Source organism: Aquibium pacificum (assembly GCF_040839445.1).
Taxonomy (GTDB): domain Bacteria; phylum Pseudomonadota; class Alphaproteobacteria; order Rhizobiales; family Rhizobiaceae; genus Aquibium; species Aquibium pacificus.
The window spans coordinates 725923-743047 of record NZ_JBDPGJ010000003.1; the positions used below are offsets into that span (position 1 = coordinate 725923).

19 protein-coding genes are annotated in these 17125 nt (G+C 66.7%); 9 read left to right on the plus strand and 10 right to left on the minus strand.

The features are described 5' to 3' along the window. Nucleotides 1–95 precede the first annotated feature (95 nt). Together ABGN05_RS15980 and ABGN05_RS15985 are read right to left on the minus strand one after the other, a co-directional pair. A complete protein-coding gene (locus ABGN05_RS15980; RefSeq protein WP_367955025.1) occupies nucleotides 96–1439 on the minus strand; it encodes an FAD-binding oxidoreductase in 1344 nt (447 codons plus the stop codon). Further along, nucleotides 1436–2878 carry a UbiA family prenyltransferase gene (locus ABGN05_RS15985; protein WP_367955026.1) on the minus strand — a complete coding sequence of 481 codons (1443 nt, stop codon included), beginning with the start codon at nucleotides 2876–2878 and terminating at the stop codon, nucleotides 1436–1438. The genes ABGN05_RS15980 and ABGN05_RS15985 overlap by 4 nt, the downstream gene beginning before the upstream one ends. A gap of 281 nt (nucleotides 2879–3159) precedes the next feature. On the opposite strand from ABGN05_RS15985, the gene ABGN05_RS15990 reads away from it, so the two are divergent. The 4 genes from ABGN05_RS15990 to soxG are packed head-to-tail and all read left to right on the plus strand — an operon-like array spanning nucleotide 3160 to nucleotide 8281. Further along, nucleotides 3160–4419 (plus strand): sarcosine oxidase subunit beta family protein, encoded by a 1260-nt coding sequence (locus tag ABGN05_RS15990; RefSeq protein WP_367955027.1) that lies wholly within the window; start codon nucleotides 3160–3162, stop codon nucleotides 4417–4419. Nucleotide 4420: 1 nt separating this feature from the next. Further along, nucleotides 4421–4723 (plus strand): sarcosine oxidase subunit delta, encoded by a 303-nt coding sequence (locus ABGN05_RS15995; RefSeq protein WP_367955028.1) that lies wholly within the window; start codon nucleotides 4421–4423, stop codon nucleotides 4721–4723. After that, nucleotides 4720–7701 carry a sarcosine oxidase subunit alpha family protein gene (locus ABGN05_RS16000; protein ID WP_367955029.1) on the plus strand — a complete coding sequence of 994 codons (2982 nt, stop codon included), beginning with the start codon at nucleotides 4720–4722 and terminating at the stop codon, nucleotides 7699–7701. The genes ABGN05_RS15995 and ABGN05_RS16000 overlap by 4 nt, the downstream gene beginning before the upstream one ends. Further along, a complete protein-coding gene (gene soxG, locus ABGN05_RS16005; RefSeq protein WP_367955030.1) occupies nucleotides 7694–8281 on the plus strand; it encodes a sarcosine oxidase subunit gamma family protein in 588 nt (195 codons plus the stop codon). Before ABGN05_RS16000 ends, soxG begins: the two co-directional genes overlap by 8 nt. Before the next feature lie 310 nt (nucleotides 8282–8591). Here the strand turns inward: soxG and ABGN05_RS16010 are convergent, their stop codons facing one another. After that, nucleotides 8592–8954, minus strand: a complete 363-nt coding sequence (locus tag ABGN05_RS16010; RefSeq protein ID WP_367955031.1) for a hypothetical protein — start codon at nucleotides 8952–8954, stop codon at nucleotides 8592–8594. Nucleotides 8955–9090: 136 nt separating this feature from the next. Then, nucleotides 9091–10047, minus strand: a complete 957-nt coding sequence (locus ABGN05_RS16015) for an AraC family transcriptional regulator (RefSeq protein WP_367955032.1) — start codon at nucleotides 10045–10047, stop codon at nucleotides 9091–9093. 217 nt (nucleotides 10048–10264) lie between these two features. Here ABGN05_RS16015 and ABGN05_RS16020 point away from each other — a divergent pair, with 217 nt between their 5' ends. The 3 genes from ABGN05_RS16020 to ABGN05_RS16030 all read left to right on the plus strand — a co-directional run bounded on the left by ABGN05_RS16020 (nucleotide 10265) and on the right by ABGN05_RS16030 (nucleotide 12005). After that, nucleotides 10265–10747 carry a YHS domain-containing (seleno)protein gene (locus ABGN05_RS16020; protein WP_367955033.1) on the plus strand — a complete coding sequence of 161 codons (483 nt, stop codon included), beginning with the start codon at nucleotides 10265–10267 and terminating at the stop codon, nucleotides 10745–10747. A gap of 74 nt (nucleotides 10748–10821) precedes the next feature. Continuing rightward, the gene (locus tag ABGN05_RS16025; RefSeq protein ID WP_367955034.1) at nucleotides 10822–11514 is read left to right on the plus strand and encodes a glutathione S-transferase family protein; all 693 of its coding nucleotides are present in this window, start codon (nucleotides 10822–10824) and stop codon (nucleotides 11512–11514) included. Continuing rightward, nucleotides 11511–12005: a GNAT family N-acetyltransferase gene (locus ABGN05_RS16030; RefSeq protein WP_367955035.1), complete on the plus strand. Its 495-nt coding sequence runs from the start codon at nucleotides 11511–11513 to the stop codon at nucleotides 12003–12005. The genes ABGN05_RS16025 and ABGN05_RS16030 overlap by 4 nt, the downstream gene beginning before the upstream one ends. Before the next feature lie 296 nt (nucleotides 12006–12301). On the opposite strand, the gene ABGN05_RS16035 is transcribed toward ABGN05_RS16030, so the two are convergent. Together ABGN05_RS16035 and ABGN05_RS16040 are read right to left on the minus strand one after the other, a co-directional pair. Continuing rightward, the gene (locus ABGN05_RS16035) at nucleotides 12302–12451 is read right to left on the minus strand and encodes a MoaD/ThiS family protein (RefSeq protein WP_367955036.1); all 150 of its coding nucleotides are present in this window, start codon (nucleotides 12449–12451) and stop codon (nucleotides 12302–12304) included. A 17-nt stretch (nucleotides 12452–12468) separates the two neighbouring features. Then, nucleotides 12469–13125, minus strand: a complete 657-nt coding sequence (locus ABGN05_RS16040; protein ID WP_367955037.1) for a TetR/AcrR family transcriptional regulator — start codon at nucleotides 13123–13125, stop codon at nucleotides 12469–12471. A gap of 98 nt (nucleotides 13126–13223) precedes the next feature. On the opposite strand from ABGN05_RS16040, the gene ABGN05_RS16045 reads away from it, so the two are divergent. Further along, nucleotides 13224–13748, plus strand: a complete 525-nt coding sequence (locus ABGN05_RS16045; RefSeq protein ID WP_367955038.1) for an anthrone oxygenase family protein — start codon at nucleotides 13224–13226, stop codon at nucleotides 13746–13748. Here the strand turns inward: ABGN05_RS16045 and ABGN05_RS16050 are convergent. Further along, nucleotides 13735–14061 (minus strand): MoaD/ThiS family protein, encoded by a 327-nt coding sequence (locus tag ABGN05_RS16050; protein ID WP_367955039.1) that lies wholly within the window; start codon nucleotides 14059–14061, stop codon nucleotides 13735–13737. The two genes, ABGN05_RS16045 and ABGN05_RS16050, sit on opposite strands and share 14 nt — an antisense overlap. Before the next feature lie 8 nt (nucleotides 14062–14069). Continuing rightward, complete coding sequence (locus ABGN05_RS16055; protein ID WP_367955040.1) at nucleotides 14070–15152, minus strand: WD40/YVTN/BNR-like repeat-containing protein; 1083 nt, start codon at nucleotides 15150–15152, stop codon at nucleotides 14070–14072. A gap of 94 nt (nucleotides 15153–15246) precedes the next feature. Here ABGN05_RS16055 and ABGN05_RS16060 point away from each other — a divergent pair, with 94 nt between their 5' ends. Then, a complete protein-coding gene (locus ABGN05_RS16060) occupies nucleotides 15247–15687 on the plus strand; it encodes a MarR family winged helix-turn-helix transcriptional regulator (protein WP_367955041.1) in 441 nt (146 codons plus the stop codon). 217 nt (nucleotides 15688–15904) lie between these two features. On the opposite strand, the gene ABGN05_RS16065 is transcribed toward ABGN05_RS16060, so the two are convergent. After that, the gene (locus ABGN05_RS16065; RefSeq protein ID WP_367955042.1) at nucleotides 15905–16147 is read right to left on the minus strand and encodes a hypothetical protein; all 243 of its coding nucleotides are present in this window, start codon (nucleotides 16145–16147) and stop codon (nucleotides 15905–15907) included. 212 nt (nucleotides 16148–16359) lie between these two features. Beyond that, nucleotides 16360–17070 carry a nitroreductase gene (locus tag ABGN05_RS16070; RefSeq protein ID WP_367955043.1) on the minus strand — a complete coding sequence of 237 codons (711 nt, stop codon included), beginning with the start codon at nucleotides 17068–17070 and terminating at the stop codon, nucleotides 16360–16362. Nucleotides 17071–17125 lie beyond the last annotated feature (55 nt).

The window sequence follows — 17125 nt, forward strand, 5'->3', positions numbered from 1 at the left end:
CCCTTACGGCAGGCATCGGAATTATCGGTGAAACCGATCCTGACAGTTTTATCGATCGGCGGACTTCGGCATGCCGAAGGGTTTGATTCCGCGGTTCATTCGGCCGCGATCGCCTGCATCTCGCCGCCAAGCCGCATGGCGGTGCGGCGCCAGAAATCGGATATGAAGACGGGATCGCGAAGCCGTTCGAAATGGTGCCAGCGCGGGAAGGATGCCGCGAAGACTTGAGGCGGCATCCGGCCGTCCTTGTACGGATTGACCGCGCCGCCGACCGAGACCGTGAGCCGGTCGAGTTCGGCCAGAAGCTCCAGCGTCGAGGCGCCGCGGTTCGGGAAATCGAGCGTCAGCGTGTAGCCCGGCCGCGGAAACGACAGCATGCCCGGCGACGCGACATCGCCGAAGCGCTTGAGCACGGTGAGGAAGGACCCCTGCCCCTTCTCCCGCGCGGCGGCGAGCAGCGCAGGCACGACCTCGGGCGCCGCTTCGAACGGCACGACGCTCTGGTGCTGGTAGAGGCCGTTCGGCCCGTAGAGCCGGTTCCAGTGCCGCACCCCGTCCAGCGGGAAGAAGAAGCCGCCGGCTGAGACCCGATGTCTGCCCTTCTTGCGGACGGCGTTGAGGCGGTAGGCGGCGTTGAACACCGTCAGGAAGGCCCGGTTGAGGACGTTGGCCGGCGGCTGGAACGGCACGGTGAGCCGCCCGCCGCCGGCCGGCCGGCCGGCTCCCCCGCCCGCCGCGTGGTTGCCCGTCAGGAGCACTCCCCTGCCCGCCTCCGAGCGCGACGCGAGCTGGTCGATCCAGGCCACGGCATATTCGTTCTCGGCATCCGCCTGCTCGGCCAGCGCAAAATATTCGCGCAGGCTCCCGAACGCCCTCGCCTCCTGCTCGACGTCCGCCGCGCCGACCCGCATGAGCTTGACCGAAGCCGACAGGATCAGCCCCGTCAGCCCCATGCCGCCGATCGTGGCCGCGAAGAGATCGGAGTTCTCCGCCGGGCCGCAGCGGTAGGTCCGGCCGTCCGACCGGAGCAGGTCGAACGACACGACGTGGCAGCCGAACGTGCCCTTGCGATGATGGTTCTTGCCATGGACGTCGTTGGCGATCGCGCCGCCGAGCGTGACGAACTGCGTGCCCGGCACGACGGCCGGGAACCAGCCGAGCGGCGCCGCGAAGGAAATGATGTCGCCGAGCATGGCGCCGGCCTCGGCGGTGAGTATCCCGGTTTCGGGGTCGAACTCCAGGATGCGGTCGAGGCCGCGCATCTCGATCAGCTGGCCCGAAGCGTTGAGGCAGGTGTCGCCGTAGCTGCGGCCGTTGCCGTAGGCTAGCAGCGTCCCGGCGCGCGCGCCGCCGCTCTCCAGAAGCGTCATGCCGTCGGCCGCGCTCAGCGTCTCGCCCGCGGCGGGAAAGACGCGTCCGAAACTCTCGAGCTTCGTCATGGCTGGAACGCCGCGATGACGAGCAGGACCGCGCCGATCGCCGACACCATCTGGCTGCGCCAGTCGCGGATGATGAACACGATCGGGTCGTCGTTCATCTCGCGTCGCCGTGCCAGCACCCAGATCCGCAGGGTGATGTAGAGCACGATGGGCGCCAGCGGCCAGATCATCCACGGATGCGGATAGAGTTCGCGCACGCTCAGGCTGTCGATGTAGAGCGCCAGCACCAGCGCCGAGGCGAAGGCCGAGGCCACGCCGGCATTGGCGACGATCTCGATGTCCTCGGGGCGATACCCGCGCCCGGCGATCCGCGTTCCCTTGCCGATCTCGGTCGTGTCGAGTTCGACGAAGCGCTTCACCAGGGCCAGCGACAGGAAGAAGAAGAGCGAGAACGCCAGCAGCCAGAACGAGACCTCGGTTCCGGTGGCCACCGCGCCCGCGATGATGCGCATGGTGTAGAGGCCGGCCAGCGTGAACACGTCGATCAGGAGCATCCGCTTGAGCGATAGCGAATAAGCGGTGGTGGCAATGAGATAGCCGGCAAGCACCAGCCAGAACAGCGGCGGCAGGAAGGTGGCGGTGACGGCGCTGATTGCGAGCAGCGCGGCGACCGATGCCAGCCCGAAGGGGATCGACAGTTGGCCGCTGGCGAACGGACGGTTGCGCTTGGTCGCGTGCCGGCGGTCGAGCGGCAGGTCGAAGAAATCGTTGACGATGTAGATCGCCGACGCCGCCGCGCTGTAGGACACGAAGGCGAGCACGCAGGCGAGCAGCATCCCGGCATTGAAGTATTCGTGCGACAGGATCATCGGCACCGCGATCAGGCTGTTTTTCAGCCATTGGTGCACGCGCAGCATCTTCACGACCGAACGCAGGTTCGGCTTGACCCCGCCGATCAGTTCCGACCCGTGGCTGGCCTGCCAGCGGGCGGCATGCCGGTCCGGCGCCACGACGATAGCGGTGCGTGCGGCATCGAAGACTTCCAGATCGTGGCGGCTGTTGCCGACATAGTCGAAGCCGCCGTCTCCGTACATTTCGATCAGGCGCGTGCGCTTGCGGTGCGAGGTGAGGTTGTGGCCAACGTCGTCGGTCGCGAGCACGATGTCGAAGACGCCGAGATGGGCCGCGATCGCCTCGGCGAACTTCCGCGGCGTGCCGGTCGCCAGGAGGATCTTGCGGCCCGCGGCATGCTCTTCCCTGAGCCGCGCCACGACGTCCGGTCGATAGGGGAGGCTCTCCGCATCGATGTCGACGCGCGCCGCGATTTCCATCTTCAGGCGCGCCGGACCGGCCATCAGCCAGTACGGGACCATGAATAGGTAGAGCGGGTTCTTCTTGAAGAGCAGGAACAGCCCTTCCCACAGAAGATCCGTCGAGATGAGGGTACCGTCGAGATCGACGGCGAGCGGAATGGCGGTTCGTTCCGACCGAGCGTCCATGCTATGCCAACCTGCAGCGTGCCTGCGCCGGACAGAGGCGCGTCGAGCGCCAGCCCTAACGGACGCCCGCTACGGAAGGCTGAATCATTGTGGAAACAGATGGGCGGAGGCCAAGCTTTCAGCAGGCAGGCTTAATGGCTGGTAATGCGGATCGCTAAAATGCCGGTGCTTCCGTGGCTGCCCTGCCATGCAAGTCGGCGCGGCGAAAGGCGGTGGCGCTTTCGTTGCATTCGCGCCGTCGGCCGGGCGATAGTCTCCGGTGGTGCAGGAATGGAATCGGTATGGCGGAATATTCGGCCCTCGCGCTCCTGAAGAATGCGCTGACGGGCAACCGGGACTGGAAGCCGGCTTGGTGCAAGCCCGAGCCGAAGCCCGAATATGACGTCGTCGTGGTCGGCGGTGGCGGCCACGGACTGGCGACGGCCTACTATCTCGCCAGGGAACACGGCATCACCAACATCGCCGTCGTCGAGAAGGGCTGGCTCGGCTCCGGAAACGTCGGCCGAAACACCACCATTGTCCGCTCCAACTACATGCTGCCGGCCAACGTCCGCTTCTACGAGCACTCCATGAAGCTGTGGGAGAACCTCTCCCACGAATTGAACTACAACGTCATGTTCTCGCAGCGCGGCATCCTGAACCTCGCGCACACGCCTTCCCAGGCCGACGACTTCATTCGGCGCGGCAACGCCATGCTGCATGACGGCGCCGACGCCGTGTGGCTGACGCCGGCCGAGATCGCGAAAAAGGTGCGGGGCCTCGACGTTTCGGCGAAGGCCCGCTTCCCCATCCTCGGCGGCCTGTTCCAGCCCCGCGCCGGCACCGCCCGCCACGATGCGGTCGCCTGGGGCTATGCGCGCGGCGCCGACCGGCTGGGCGTCGACATCCTGGAAAACTGCGAGGTCACCGGGTTCCTGCGCGACGGCGACCGCGTCACCGGCGTCGCCACCGTGCGCGGCGAGATCCGCGCGAAGAAGGTCGCCATCGCCGTCGCCGGCTCCACCGGTCGGGTGATGCGGCTCGCCGGCATCGACCGTCTGCCGATCGAGAGCCACGTGCTGCAGGCCTTCGTCTCGGAATCGCTGAAACCCTTCATCGACACGGTCGTCACCTTCGGCGCCGGCCATCTCTACGTCTCGCAGTCAGACAAGGGCGGGCTGGTCTTCGGCGGCGACATCGACGGCTACAATTCCTACGCCCAGCGCGGCAACCTGCCCGTGGTCGAGGAGGTGATGAGCGAGATGGCCTCGCTCTTCCCCGGCCTTGCCCCGGTCCGGCTCCTGCGCTCCTGGGGCGGCATCATGGACATGTCGATGGACGGCTCGCCGATCATCACCACCGGCCCCCTGCCCGGCATGTTCCTCAATTCCGGCTGGTGCTACGGCGGCTTCAAGGCGACGCCGGCTTCCGGCTGGTGCTTCGCCTGGACCATCGCGAAGGACGCGCCGCACCCGCTCAACGCCGCCTTCACGCTCGACCGCTTCCATCGCGGCGCCGTCATCGACGAGAAGGGCCAGGGCGCCACGCCCCGGCTGCACTGAGATGCTGATCCCCTGCCCCTATTGCGGCCCGCGCGACGTATCGGAATTCACCTACCAGGGCGACGCGAACCGCACGCGCCCCGACCCGCTCTCGACGGACCGGGAGGTCTGGGACGGATACGTCTACGACCGCCTCAACACCGCCGGCGACCACCGCGAATACTGGCAGCATTCCGGCGGCTGCCGCTCCCACCTGCTGGTCGTCCGCTCCACGCTGACCCACGCGATCGTCTCCGCCGGCTTTGCCCGCGACGCGGCTACCAAACCGAAGAAGACCCGCCGCAAGGCCGGAGCCAGACCATGAGCGGCTCCCGCGCGGCGACTGGCGGCCGAATCGACCGGACCTCCTCCATCGCCTTCAGCTTCGACGGCAAGACCTTTCACGGCTATGCCGGCGACACGCTCGCCTCCGCGCTCTTGGCGAACGGCGTCTCCACCCTCGGCCGCTCCTTCAAGTACCACCGTCCGCGCGGCCTCTTGGCTGCGGGCATCGACGAGCCGAACGCGCTGGTCACGGTCCTGCGCGGCGACGTGCGCGAGCCCAACGTGCCCGCCACCCAGATCGAGATATTCGACGGGCTGACGGTCGAGAGCCAGAACCGCTTCCCCTCGCTTGACCTCGACGTCGGCGCGATGAACCAGATCGCCGGCAAGCTGCTGTCGGCCGGCTTCTACTACAAGACCTTCATGGGGCCGGTCGCCGGGCCTTTGAAGGGCACGCGCTTCTGGATGTTCTGCGAACGCTTCATCCGCCGCGCCGCCGGCCTCGGCCGCGCCGGCAAGACGGCCGATACGGCCCGCTACGAAAAGATGAACGCCTTCTGCGACGTTCTCGTCGTCGGCGGCGGTCCCGCCGGCCTGATGGCGGCAAAGGCGGCGGCGGCGGGCGGTGGCCGCGTCATCCTCGCGGACCTCGATCCCGAGTTCGGCGGCGCGCTCAAATGGTCGTCCGAGACGATCGACGGCGAACCCTCCCGCACCTTCGTCGACCACACCGTGAGCGCCTTGGAAGACGCGGCGAACGTCCGCCTGCTGCCCCGCACCACAGTGTGGGGCTACTACGACGGCAACACGCTCGCCGCGCTCGAGCGCGTCGGCGACCACAAGCGCGATGCCCCCAAGGGCGAGCCGCGCCACCGGCACTGGGTCATCCGCGCCGGCCGGGTCGTGCTCGCGACCGGCGCCTTCGAGCGGCCGATCGTGTTTCCCGGCAATGACCGGCCCGGCATCATGCTGGCCGACGCCGCCGCGCGTTACGCCGTCGAGTACGGCGCGCTTCCGGGCCGCAAGATCGTCGTCTTCGCCAACAACGACGGCGCCTATGTCTCGGCCGTCGCCCTTCGCCAGGCCGGTGCCGACATCGTGGCGATCATCGATGTCCGCAGGTCCGTCTCGGACCACGCGCGCAAGCTGGCGACCCGCGCGGGCGGCGAACTGTTGCTCGGCCACGCCGTCGTCGACACCCCCGGCGGCAGCCGCTTCGCCGGCGCGAAGGTCCAGCCCTTCGACGCCGCCGCCGGCACGCTCTTCGGCACCGCGCGCACGATCCCCGGCGACTGCCTCGCCGTCTCCGGCGGCTGGTCCCCGGCGATCCATCTCGCCAGCCAGGCCGGGGCGCAGGCGCGCTGGGACGACCGCCTCCAGACCTTCCTGCCGCCCGATCCCGGACAGTCGTGGAGCGGCGCCGGCGCCTTCCTAGGCCGCTTTTCCACCGCCGAAGCCATTGCCGACGGCATCGAGGCGGGCGGCGGTTCGAGCGACCTGCCCGCGGTCGACGACGAAGCGCCCGACCTCGCCCCGGCCCCGGTCTTCGAAATCAGGCCCGCCGGCGGCAAGGGCTCCAAGGCCTTCGTCGATTTCCAGCACGACGTCACCGCCGAGGACGTGCGGCTCGCCCACCGCGAGGGCTTCGTCTCGGTCGAGCACCTGAAGCGCTACACCACGCTCGGCATGGCGACCGACCAGGGACGCACCTCCAACGTTCCCGGCCTCGCCATCATGGCCGGCGCGCGCGGCATGGCGATCCCCGATGTCGGCACCACGCGCTTCCGCCCGCCCTTCTCGCCGGTCTCGATCGGCGCGCTGGCCGCCGAGCGCTTCGGCGACCTGAAGCCGCATCGCCTAACACCGATGCACGACTGGCACGTCGAGGAGGGCGCCACGATGGTCGCTGCCGGCCTCTGGCACCGGCCGATGATCTACGGCCATCCGGGCGAGACGATCGAGCAGGCCTATGTGCGCGAGGCAGAGGCCGTGCGCGGAAGCGTCGGCATCGTGGACGTCTCCACGCTCGGCAAGATCATGGTGCAGGGCCCCGACGCCGCCGCCTTCCTCGACCGGGTCTACACCGGCATGTTCTCCACCTTGCCCGTCGGCAAGGCGCGCTACGGCCTCATGCTGCGCGAGGACGGTTTTGCCTTCGACGACGGCACGACGTGGCGGCTCTCCGAGACCGATTTCCTGATGACGACCACCACGGCCAATGCCGGCAAGGTCATGCAGCACCTCGAATACCTGCTCGACATCGCCTGGCCCGACCTCAAGGTGGTCCTCACCTCCGTCACCGACCAGTGGGCCGGCGCCGCGATCGCCGGGCCGGACGCGCGCAAGGTTCTCGAAGCCTGCGTAACCGGCACAGGCGTCGACGACGCGGCGCTGCCCTTCATGGGCATCGTGCACGGCGAGATCGACGGCGTGCCGGTCATGATCTGCCGACTCTCCTTCTCGGGCGAGCTCGCCTACGAGGTCTATTGCGGCGCCGGCCACGGCCAGCAGGTCTGGGACGCGCTGCTGGAAGCCGGCAAACCCTTCGCCATGGTGCCCTACGGCCTGGAGGCGCTGGGCACGCTGCGCATCGAGAAGGGCCACGTCACCGGCTCCGAGATCGACGGCCGCACCACCGCGCGCGACCTGCATCTCGGCTGGATGCTGTCCAGGAAAAAACCCTTCGTCGGCTCGGCCATGATGGACCGCGAAGGCCTCGTCGCCGACGACCGGCTGCAGCTCGTCGGCCTCGTCGCGCTTGACAACCGCCCCCTCAAGGGCGGCGCCCATCTGGTCGACCACGCCGACCGCGCGCTGCGCGATTCCATCGGCCACGTCACCTCCGTCTGCTTCTCCCCCGCGGTCGGCAAGTACATCGCGCTGGCGCTGGTGAAGGGCGGCAAGGCGCGCCACGGCACCCGCGCCTTCATCTCCGATCCGATCCGCAGGCGCTACGGCGCGGTCGAGATCGTCAGCCACCATTTCTTCGATCCGGACGGGAGCCGCATGCATGGCTGAGCAGGTCTCTCCCCTCGGCCCCGCCTGGATGCCGGGCAGGCACGGCCGCGCCGACGGCGAGGCGGGCGTCGTGCTGACGGAAACGCGTCCCGGCTCCATCGTCCAGGCCGCCGCCTTCCCCGGCAGCGAAAAGGCGATCATCGCCGCGATCAAAAAGGCGGCCGGCCTGTCCCTGCCCGACGGCGCCGGCGGCGGCATCGCCACCGACACGAAAGCAGCCTTCGGCATCGCACCCGGTCGCTTCCTCGTCGTAGACCAGTCGGAAGGCCTGGCCGACCGGCTCCGGGCCGCCATCAAACCGGCCGAAGGCGCCGTCACCGATCTCTCCCACGGCCGCACCGCCATCCGCGTCTCGGGTCCGCATGCGGAATGGGTGCTGGCAAAACTCTTCGCGATCGACCTCGACCCGACCGCCTTCCCCCTCGGCGCCGGCCGCGCCACCCAGCACCACGACATCCAGGCCCACCTCCACCGCACCGCCCCCGCCTGCTTCGACCTCTATGTCTTCCGCTCCCTCGCGCGGTCGTTCTGGACGATGCTGTGTCATGCGGCGGAGGAGGTTGGATACGACGTGAGGTAGCGGCGAGTGTCCCATGCTTGGCAGCCGCTGCAACCCTGCGGTGATTGACGAGAAGGGGGTTGATTCCCGCCCGACCGCTTCCAGGCGGCGGAATTGCGAGAGCGGCCATCTAGGTGGTCGCCCACTTCGACAGTAACGCTCCCCGAACGCGTCGTTTCGGATCGGGGTGATCCGCCCCTGGAAGCCGACATACCGGGAAGCTGCGCAAAGGCATCGCCTTGCGACAGCTCGCCTTGTGTCCGGCACTCGATCGGCATCTCGGCATCCTTCTCGGAATCGGGTGTGCCGCCGACAGGAGTTCCCGACCCAATCAGGCCGGGACCAATTCGGCTTCGGGTTTGGAAAGGCCGATGACGACCACTACAGCGGCGCCGTTCAGCCAGTAGAAGACCGCGTCGAGCCCGGAAAAGCCGAGCACGGAGGGCATGATCAGGAACAGGATGCCGACGGCCAGATCGACCGCGAGGTGCAGTCTGTAGGGCAAAACGCGCACCAGTCCGAGGTGGTGGTCGGTGAAGACGGTCAGCAGGAAGGCCGCGACGCCCACGACCGGCGAAATCGTCAGGGCGAGAGGGCTGGACACGCCCAGCCCGAGAAGGAACGGCAGGGCAATGAGGGCAAGCGCGACCGGGTAGTCGAGCCAGGCATGGATGGTCTTGGTAACGAAGCGCATGGCGCATGGTTCTTTCGGTGGGGATCAAGCGACGATCTACGTCGTCGCAGCCTTCAACCTAGGGACACGCGTCCGGACGATGAACTTCAGATGATCCATCTAGCATTGCAGAACGTCCGAATTTTCGGACGTATCGCTATGCCGCCTCGCGACGCGCGAAGCCGCCCTGCCGAAAGGCTGCCGGCGACACACCGATCTCCTTCTTGAAGACCCGGCTGAAGGCGGATTCCGAGGCATAGCCCGAGATTTCGGCCGCCTCCGCGACCGACAGCCCCCGCGCCGAAAGCGCCTCACGCGCAATCTGCATTCGCCATGACGTCACATAGGCCATCGGCGTGACGCCCAGCCGGTCCGAGAAGCGCTCGGCAAATCCCGTCCGCGACAGCCCGGCCTCGCGGGCGAGGCTCGCCACCGTCCAATCGGCTGCGGGCGCCCGGTGAAAGGCGGTCAGCGCGCGTCCGAGATGGGGATCGCCGAAGCCCGCGATTCCGCAATCGATCCTTTGAGCCTGCTCGATATGGGCCCGTATCGCCTGGGCGAAGATCGCCTCGGACATCTTCAGGGCAATGAGATCGCCGCCGAGCCGGGCGCCCCCGGCCTCGGCCCCGATGACCTTGAGCGTGGCCTCCAGCCAGGGTCCTGCCTCCTCGCCATAACCGCGCAGATGAATGAACGGAGGGAGCCGGTCGAATAGAATGTGCCGCGATCCCTCGGCCAAGGCGAAGTGCCCGCAGATGAGCTGCGTATCCCGGGGGCTTTCCTCACCACCCCAAACCAGCGTTCCGTAGCCGCGAAATCCCGACCGCGAGAGGACGTCATCCAGAGGCAATGCCTCCTCGGGACCGGTGTGGCGGCAGGCCAGGACGTGGGCCTCTCCGTGCGGGATTACGATCAGGTCGCCTTGCGCAAGATGCACCGGCGCGGTCAGCCCGTCGATCCGGACCAGCGCCTCGCCGCGGTGTACGAAGTGGAACCGCGCCACGTCACGGAAGGCGGGGACCCGCAGGCCCCATGGCTCTGTGAAGCTCGTCCGGAAGTAGAGCGTGCCTCGCAGCGAGAGGCGGGTGAGGATGTCGCTTAACAGATCCAACATACCGACATTCTTCGCACAGCTTTCTTCGTTCGTCCACCAGACCGAACGATCTGACAAGAAACGCGAACTATCCAGCATTAACAGGCCCGAAGCTATGCGGTCTAAGGGACAGGCCTTCGATGCGGCACCGGGCTCGGTCCTGTGGCCCGCCGTCTCGTCGGACGGTCCAACGGGCCCGAAACGGCGGCCCTCAACCCTCTTGGAAAGGTAACGACCCATGTCTCGCAAGATCACTTACATCGCTGCCGCGCTCACGGCGCTGTGCACCTTCGGTCCCGCCTTTGCCGCAGACGAAGCCAACGTCGCCCCCGGCCTCACCTATGGCGGTGCACCGCTGGGGCTGCATGGCGCCGATCCCGTCGCGCTGCTGGACCATGGCACCAACGCCGAAGGCGATGCCGATTTCGCGGCGGCTCATGACGGGGTCGCCTACTACTTCGCCTCGGAAGAGAACCTGAATGCGTTCGAGGCGGACCCTGCGCGCTATGTGCCGCAGTATGGCGGTTTCTGTGCCTTCGGTGTCTCGGTCGGCAAGAAGTTCGACGGCGACCCGAGCTTCGCGGCGGTGAAGGACGACAAGCTCTACGTCTTCCTCAACAAGGCGGTGTACGAGGCCTATCTCAAGGACCAGGCCGGTACGATCGCGAAGGCCGAGGGCAACTGGACCAGCATCGAGCACACGGCTGCCACCGACCTCTGACGCCAGATGAGCGAAACCGGCCCGCGCACCGCTTCGCGCGGGCCGGTTTCGGCCAACGGCAACAGGAGACCCCTATGACCCATTCCATCACTCTCGTCAGCCACGCGCTCTGCCCCTATGTGCAGCGCATCGCCATCGTGCTCGCGGAGAAGGGCGTTCCGCACGAGCGCATCACCGTGGACCTGGCCGCCAAGCCCGACTGGTTTCTGGCGCTCTCTCCCCTGGGACGGACGCCGGTGCTGAAAGTCGGTGACACGGCACTCTTCGAATCCGCCGCAATTCTCGAGTACCTCGAAGACGCGACGCCGGATCCCCTGCATCCGCCGGAGCCGCTCGAACGGGCGCGGCATCGCGCCTGGATCGGGTTCGGCTCCGAATGCTTGAACGACATAGCGGGCTTCTATTCTGCGCCCGATAGCGCGACGCTGGAGGCGAAGGCGGCCGCACTCCGCGCCCGGTTCAAGATCATGGAAGGCCAGCTTGGCACCGGGCCCTGGTTCTCTGGGGCGTCCTTCAGTCTGGTGGATGCGGTCTTCGCACCTGTCTTCCGCTACTTTGAAACCTTCGACCGGATCGGCGACTTCGGCATTTTGCACGGCCTTGACCGGGTGACGGCCTGGCGTTCGTCGCTCGCGGCCCGGCCCTCCGTCCGAGCGGCAGTTGCGGATGATTATGGGGATCTGCTCGCGGTTTTCCTTCAGCGTCGGGGCGGTGCGCTGTCGCGCATGATGGTGCCGGCCGACACCGCAACGCGATATTCGGCGTGACCGGAGCGGCTGCCACCCTCCGCTTCGGGCGGCTCAGCGAGGTGCCGCTCGCGAAGCTGCTTGAACACATGTCCGAGCCGCGCCTTCGCGACCACATGCCGCTCCTGACCGGCACCTGGGGCAAGACCGAGGTCAAAGCCTTCGTCGCTGCCAAGGAAGCCTGTTGGGAACGGGATGGCCTCGGCCACTGGGCCTTCTTCGCCGACGGACGCTATATCGGCTGGGGGGGCTTTCAGAAGGAAGGGGAGGAGTGGGATTTCGGCCTGGTCCTCCGCAGCGAAGCCTTCGGGCTTGGCACCGCGGTTACGCGCAAGGCGATGGACTTTGCGCAGACCGATTCGCGGATAGCCAGCATCACCTTTCTGCTGGCGCCCTCCCGCCGGAACCTGGGCGCGCTCGCCCGGCTGGGCGCCCGCTTCGTGGGGGAGGTCGAATACGCGGGATCGATCTTCCGGAAGTATCGTCTGGTGCGAAGCGGCGATGGTTCTTGACGCGCGACCTGCTGCTCCTCGCGCGGGTGAGGTCCCGGGAAGCCGTCAATGTCGCGCTGGTGATACCGGGCCAGCAAAGTGCGACGAACGTCCGCTTGCCAAGCGACTTCGTACCGAACCTGCAAATCAGCGTTCGGTCCCGATCCCGCCCAGAGGTGGGCGGGCTGGCAACGGCAGCTTTCGCGCCATCATCGCCGATAGCTGGACCACCGCCGCGGCGTCACCACCAGTCCAAATCCGACCCGGTATCAAGCGTTGAATTTTCACCACCAGCCTCTCACCCCCGCTGATCGCCCTCACCACACCTCCGCCCCCGGCGCCAGCGGCGTTGCCAGCCCCGCCCGCTCGCCGTCCACGAACACGTTCATGTGCTTCCTGATCGCGGGCCGCGTGTCGCGGATGCGGTCGCCCATGCCGGGACAGTGGCGGTCGAGCTCGTCGATCATTTCCCGCCGCTCCGCCCTCACTGTTCTCCCTCAAGGAGCAAGAGCTTCAAGGTCTGCGCCAGCCAGTCGGCATAGGCCGCCTGCGACAGCCCCTCCTGCCGGCGCACCAGCAGGTAGAGGTCGGGGCTCGCCATGCGCCAGAGAATCTCTCCCGCCTGCCGGGCGTCCATCGCATCCCTGAGCGGGCCGTTCCGCAGAAGCGCGTTGGCGAACCATTCCAGGTTCGTGCGTCGCCCGCGGTGGAACCCGGCATAGAGGTCCGCGATCGATGGGTCGGTCGCCGCGGCCGTGCGCGCGACGTCCATCAGCGGCGCAACACGATCCAGCACGGATGCGATGTCGCGCGCAAACAGTTCGATCTGGCGCCACTGGCTCATCTCGGCGGCTATCCGCCGGGGTATCGACTGCTCCGGCAGCGGCGTCTCGGACGCACCGCCTCGCACTGCGCGGATGACGAGTTCTTCCAGGAGTGCAGTCTTGCTGCCGAACGTGGCGTAGACGGTCTCGTTCGAAACGCCTGCCTTCGTAGCAATTGCCGCGATTGTGGCTTTCGACCAACCCTCAGAGAGGAAGAGGTCCCGAGCCCCCGAAAGCACGCTCTCGCGCGTCTCCGCGGCCTGGAGCGCGCGCTTGGGCGATCGATAAGTCCTGCGGGGAGGCTTTACATCCGTCATTATTTCACTACAGTACCACTGTATTCGTTACAGCATCATCCTAGCCGTATCCCCTTTCTTCGCCAAAAGTCCGGCGCGGCCGGAACCTGGAGATTCTCATGAACGCTCTGGTCGTGCCTCTGCAGTTCCTCGCCGGTCTGCTCTTCTCGATGGTCGCGGGGAGTGTCTTCGGCATCTGGCGCGGCTACAACCCACTGGCCTATTCGGCGAACACCTTCGTCGAGATGCATCAGGGCGCGGTGCGCGGGCTGAACGTGTTGCTGCCCGGCATCGCCCTCGCCTCGATCGCTCTCGTTGCCGCGCTTGCCTGGCTCGCACGAGGAAAAGGCATGATCTTCTGGCTCTATGTCTGCGCGATATGCCTGATGATCGCCGGCGGCCTGGCGACGCGCATTTTCAACCAGCCGATCAATGCGCAGGTGATGACATGGACCGCCGATACCCTGCCGGCGGACTGGGGCACGATCCGGGATGTCTGGTGGAACTGGCACGTCGTACGGACCGGGATTTCGGTCCTGGCCATGGCGGTCCTGCTTGCCGCGATCCTGGCCGACCGCCCGGCCGTTCGTGAGCGGCAGTCCGCACATGCGACCGAACCGGGGAGTGACTCTACCCCCCGCTGATCGCGGTCAGCACGTAGACCTCGTCGCCGGGCGCAAGCGATGTCTTCAGGGTCGCCCGCTCGCCTTCCACGAAGACGTTCATGTGCTTGCGGATGGCCGGACGCGTGTCGCGGATGCGGTCGCCCATGCCGGGCCACAGCCGGTCGAGTTCGTCGATCATCTCGCCGACCGAGGCCGCGGCCATCGTCACCTCGCGCCGCGAGCCCGGAAAGAGGTCGCAGAGCACCGGCGACAGCTTCACCGTGACCGGGAGCGCGGCGCGCACGGCCGCCGCGCGCCCGCCCGTTCCCGACATGTCGTCCTGCCTGCCCATCGGCGGCCTCAGCTATCCAGCACGAAGGTTTCCACCGACGAGATCGCCGGCAGGTGGCCGGCGACCGGCGCCCAGGTCTCGCCCTCGTCGGCGCTGGCGTAGAACTCGCCGCCTCCGGTACCGAAATAGACGCCCGCCGGCTCCAGCCGGTCGGTCGCCATCGCCTGGCGCAGCACGCCGAAATAGGCGTTCTCCTGCGGCAGGCCGGCGCGCAAATCCTGCCAGCTCTCGCCGCCGTCGCGCGTGCGCCACACGGCAGCCCTGGCATCGGGCACGAAACGCCCGAGTTCGGCGCCGTTGAGTGGGATCATGTAGACGGTCTTCGGGTCGCGCGGATGCGCGGCAGTCGGGAAACCGAAAGACGAGGGCAGGCCCTCCTCGATGCTCTCCCAGCTTCGCCCGCCGTCGTCGGAGCGATACATTCCGCAATGGTTCTGCTGGTAGAGCAACTGGTCAGCGCCCGGCGCCAGCACCACGCAGTGCACGCATTGCCCGAATTCGGGGTAGCGCTGGTCCTCGGGGAAGAAGTCCGCCCGCGTGCCCTTGTTGCGCGGCTCCCAGGTCTTGCCGCCATCGTCGGTGCCGAACACGCCGGCCGACGAGATGCCCACCCACATGCGGTTCTCGTCCTGCGGGTGCGGCACCAGCGAATGCAGGATCAGCCCGGCGCCGCCCGGGTTCCAGTGCGGCCGTGTCGGATGGTCGCGCAGGCCCTGCACGTGGCTCCAGCCCTTGCCGCCGTCCGTGCTATGGAAAAGCCCCGCCGGCTGCACGCCGGCATAGAGCCCGCCATGGCCGGGCGCCAGGCTCCAGGCCGAGGCGACCGGCTCCTCGCCCTCCGCGTAGGCCAGACCCTCGCTGGAATGCGTCCAGGTCTCGCCCAGGTCCATGGAGGTCCACACCGCCGGGCCGAACCATTCGTTGCCGCCGGCCGCATGGATCGCGCCGGTCGCCGGGTCGGCGACGGCATGGTTGATCGGCCATGTGTTGCAGTAGGGGCCGCGCAGCGACCAGTCCTTGCGGGCTTCGTCGCTCTCGGCGATGAAAAGCCCCTTCTTGGTGCCGAGTAGCACCATCACGCGTTTCGCCATGCGGCGTCCTCCTCTCGTTCAACGGTACCGAGGCGTTCCCCGCCCCCTCAGGACGCCCGCTGGACATTTATGTTGATATCAACTTTAATAGGCCATGTCAAAAGGTCAATCCCCGAGTTTCGCAACGACGATCGAGGTCCGCGATGCGTGCCTGTGCCTGCACGTGCAGCGCGCGGCCCGCTCGCTGGCGCGCCTCTTCGACGAGGCGTTCCGTCCCGTCGGCCTCACCAACGGCCAGTTCTCGCTCCTGATGTCGCTCAACCGCCCGCGCCCGGCGCGCATGCGCGAGGTCGCCGCCTTGCTCGCGATGGACCGCACGACGCTGACGGCGGCGCTGAAGACGCTGGAGCGACGCGGCCTGCTTGCGGTCGACGTCGACCCCGACGACCGCCGCGGCCGGCTCCTCACCCTGACCGACGCCGGCCGAGAGACGCTCTCGCGCGCCGTTCCAATCTGGCGGGAAAGGCACGCCGAACTGGAAAAAGGCATCGCCGACCCGGATGGCCTGCGCGCAGCACTGCTGGGGATTTCGTGAAACAGTGACATCTCTCTGCAGTTAAATTCGTAAGCAAGCCGCTTCGCGGCGGTTTGATCTGCAACGAAGTGCTTGTCGCGGCCCAGATTGTCTATCTTGATGTCAACTGGGATCGCCGCAAACAGGACTTTGTCGCGCGCGTTCGCTTAGGCGCCGTCGCTGACTGGGCGTGGGCTAGTGCAAGCCAAGCCGCCATTCTTTCTAGTAGGCGAAGCAATTACCGGTTGCCACAAATGCGGTAGCCATCTCCAGTCTTCGTCTTAAACCCTTTTTTCTCCATGCAGTGGACCCAGAAGAGATTACGATTTTTCTTAATTTCTGCGCGGCATTGCCGCGTGGCATCGCAATAGCGCTTTTGCTCTTGCGCCGTCATGTTTGGCGGACGATCCACTGCTTCCAATGGAGAGGAAAGCAATGCCGAAATCAAGGCGGCGGCAATGGTAACTATGGCGATTTTCATAGCTCAACATTCCTATCTTAAGCCTGCCTTTTGATTGTGACGCTCAAATGAACGAGGATCAAGTTGAAATACATCCACAACATATCTACCCGCAACAAATGGAATATCTATTGATATTGCATAAGGAAGAACCAGCCAGACAGAGAGAAATCCTGCACAGGTCTTCAGTGTCTCCAGCATACAGCCGCGCCTTTACCTTCGCCCGCTGGCCCTCACTTCACGAACGTCACAAACTCCTCCAGCGGCACGCGCTCCGTGCGCAGCCGGTTCTCCGGCTTCGAGGTATCCTCGTAGCCGAGCGCCATGCCGCAGGTGACGATCTCCTCGTCGGGAATGCCGAGCACCGGACGGATCTGCCGGTGGTAGGGCGCGAAGGCGGCCTGCGGGCAGGTGTGCAGTCCCCTGCCCCGCGCCGCGATCATGATCGACTGCAGGAACATGCCGTGGTCGATCCACGATCCGTGGTTCAGCCGGCGGTCGATGGTGAAGATCATGCCCACCGGCGCGTCGAAGAACACGAAGTTGCGGTCGTGCTGGGCGCGCATCTGGTCGACATCGCGCTTGCCGATGCCGAGCGCGCCGTAGAGCGCGAACCCGACCGCGCGGCGCCGCCCATAGTAGGGTTCGAAGAACTGGTCGGGATAGTACTTGTATTCGTCCCACTTGGCCTTTTCGGCGCGAATGCCGGAATTCATGATCGCGTCGGTGATCTCCTGCTTCTTTTCGCCAGAAAACACCCAGACCTTCCAGGGCTGCATGTTGGTGCCGGACGGCGCACGACTCGCCACCCGCAGGATGTCCCGGATCGTCTCCTCGCCGACCGGATCGGGCAGGAACGCGCGCACGGAACGGCGCGAAGTGATCGCTTCGTCGACGATGTCCGCCTCGTCGATCGTCTCTTTTCGCTTGTCTGGAGCCAGCATGCCCACGTCCCTGTTCCGTCCGACCTCCTTTGCACATCGGACGCGATTGGTCCAA

Coding starts and splice junctions, on each gene's coding strand:
- ABGN05_RS15980 (WP_367955025.1), bottom strand. CDS start 1,439: ATGACGAAGCTCGAGAGTTTCGGACGCGTCTTTCCCGCCGCGGGCGAG.
- ABGN05_RS15985 (WP_367955026.1), bottom strand. CDS start 2,878: ATGGACGCTCGGTCGGAACGAACCGCCATTCCGCTCGCCGTCGATCTC.
- ABGN05_RS15990 (WP_367955027.1), top strand. CDS start 3,160: ATGGCGGAATATTCGGCCCTCGCGCTCCTGAAGAATGCGCTGACGGGC.
- ABGN05_RS15995 (WP_367955028.1), top strand. CDS start 4,421: ATGCTGATCCCCTGCCCCTATTGCGGCCCGCGCGACGTATCGGAATTC.
- ABGN05_RS16000 (WP_367955029.1), top strand. CDS start 4,720: ATGAGCGGCTCCCGCGCGGCGACTGGCGGCCGAATCGACCGGACCTCC.
- soxG (WP_367955030.1), top strand. CDS start 7,694: ATGGCTGAGCAGGTCTCTCCCCTCGGCCCCGCCTGGATGCCGGGCAGG.
- ABGN05_RS16010 (WP_367955031.1), bottom strand. CDS start 8,954: ATGCGCTTCGTTACCAAGACCATCCATGCCTGGCTCGACTACCCGGTC.
- ABGN05_RS16015 (WP_367955032.1), bottom strand. CDS start 10,047: ATGTTGGATCTGTTAAGCGACATCCTCACCCGCCTCTCGCTGCGAGGC.
- ABGN05_RS16020 (WP_367955033.1), top strand. CDS start 10,265: ATGTCTCGCAAGATCACTTACATCGCTGCCGCGCTCACGGCGCTGTGC.
- ABGN05_RS16025 (WP_367955034.1), top strand. CDS start 10,822: ATGACCCATTCCATCACTCTCGTCAGCCACGCGCTCTGCCCCTATGTG.
- ABGN05_RS16035 (WP_367955036.1), bottom strand. CDS start 12,451: ATGATCGACGAGCTCGACCGCCACTGTCCCGGCATGGGCGACCGCATC.
- ABGN05_RS16040 (WP_367955037.1), bottom strand. CDS start 13,125: ATGACGGATGTAAAGCCTCCCCGCAGGACTTATCGATCGCCCAAGCGC.
- ABGN05_RS16045 (WP_367955038.1), top strand. CDS start 13,224: ATGAACGCTCTGGTCGTGCCTCTGCAGTTCCTCGCCGGTCTGCTCTTC.
- ABGN05_RS16050 (WP_367955039.1), bottom strand. CDS start 14,061: ATGGGCAGGCAGGACGACATGTCGGGAACGGGCGGGCGCGCGGCGGCC.
- ABGN05_RS16055 (WP_367955040.1), bottom strand. CDS start 15,152: ATGGCGAAACGCGTGATGGTGCTACTCGGCACCAAGAAGGGGCTTTTC.
- ABGN05_RS16060 (WP_367955041.1), top strand. CDS start 15,247: ATGTCAAAAGGTCAATCCCCGAGTTTCGCAACGACGATCGAGGTCCGC.
- ABGN05_RS16065 (WP_367955042.1), bottom strand. CDS start 16,147: ATGAAAATCGCCATAGTTACCATTGCCGCCGCCTTGATTTCGGCATTG.
- ABGN05_RS16070 (WP_367955043.1), bottom strand. CDS start 17,070: ATGCTGGCTCCAGACAAGCGAAAAGAGACGATCGACGAGGCGGACATC.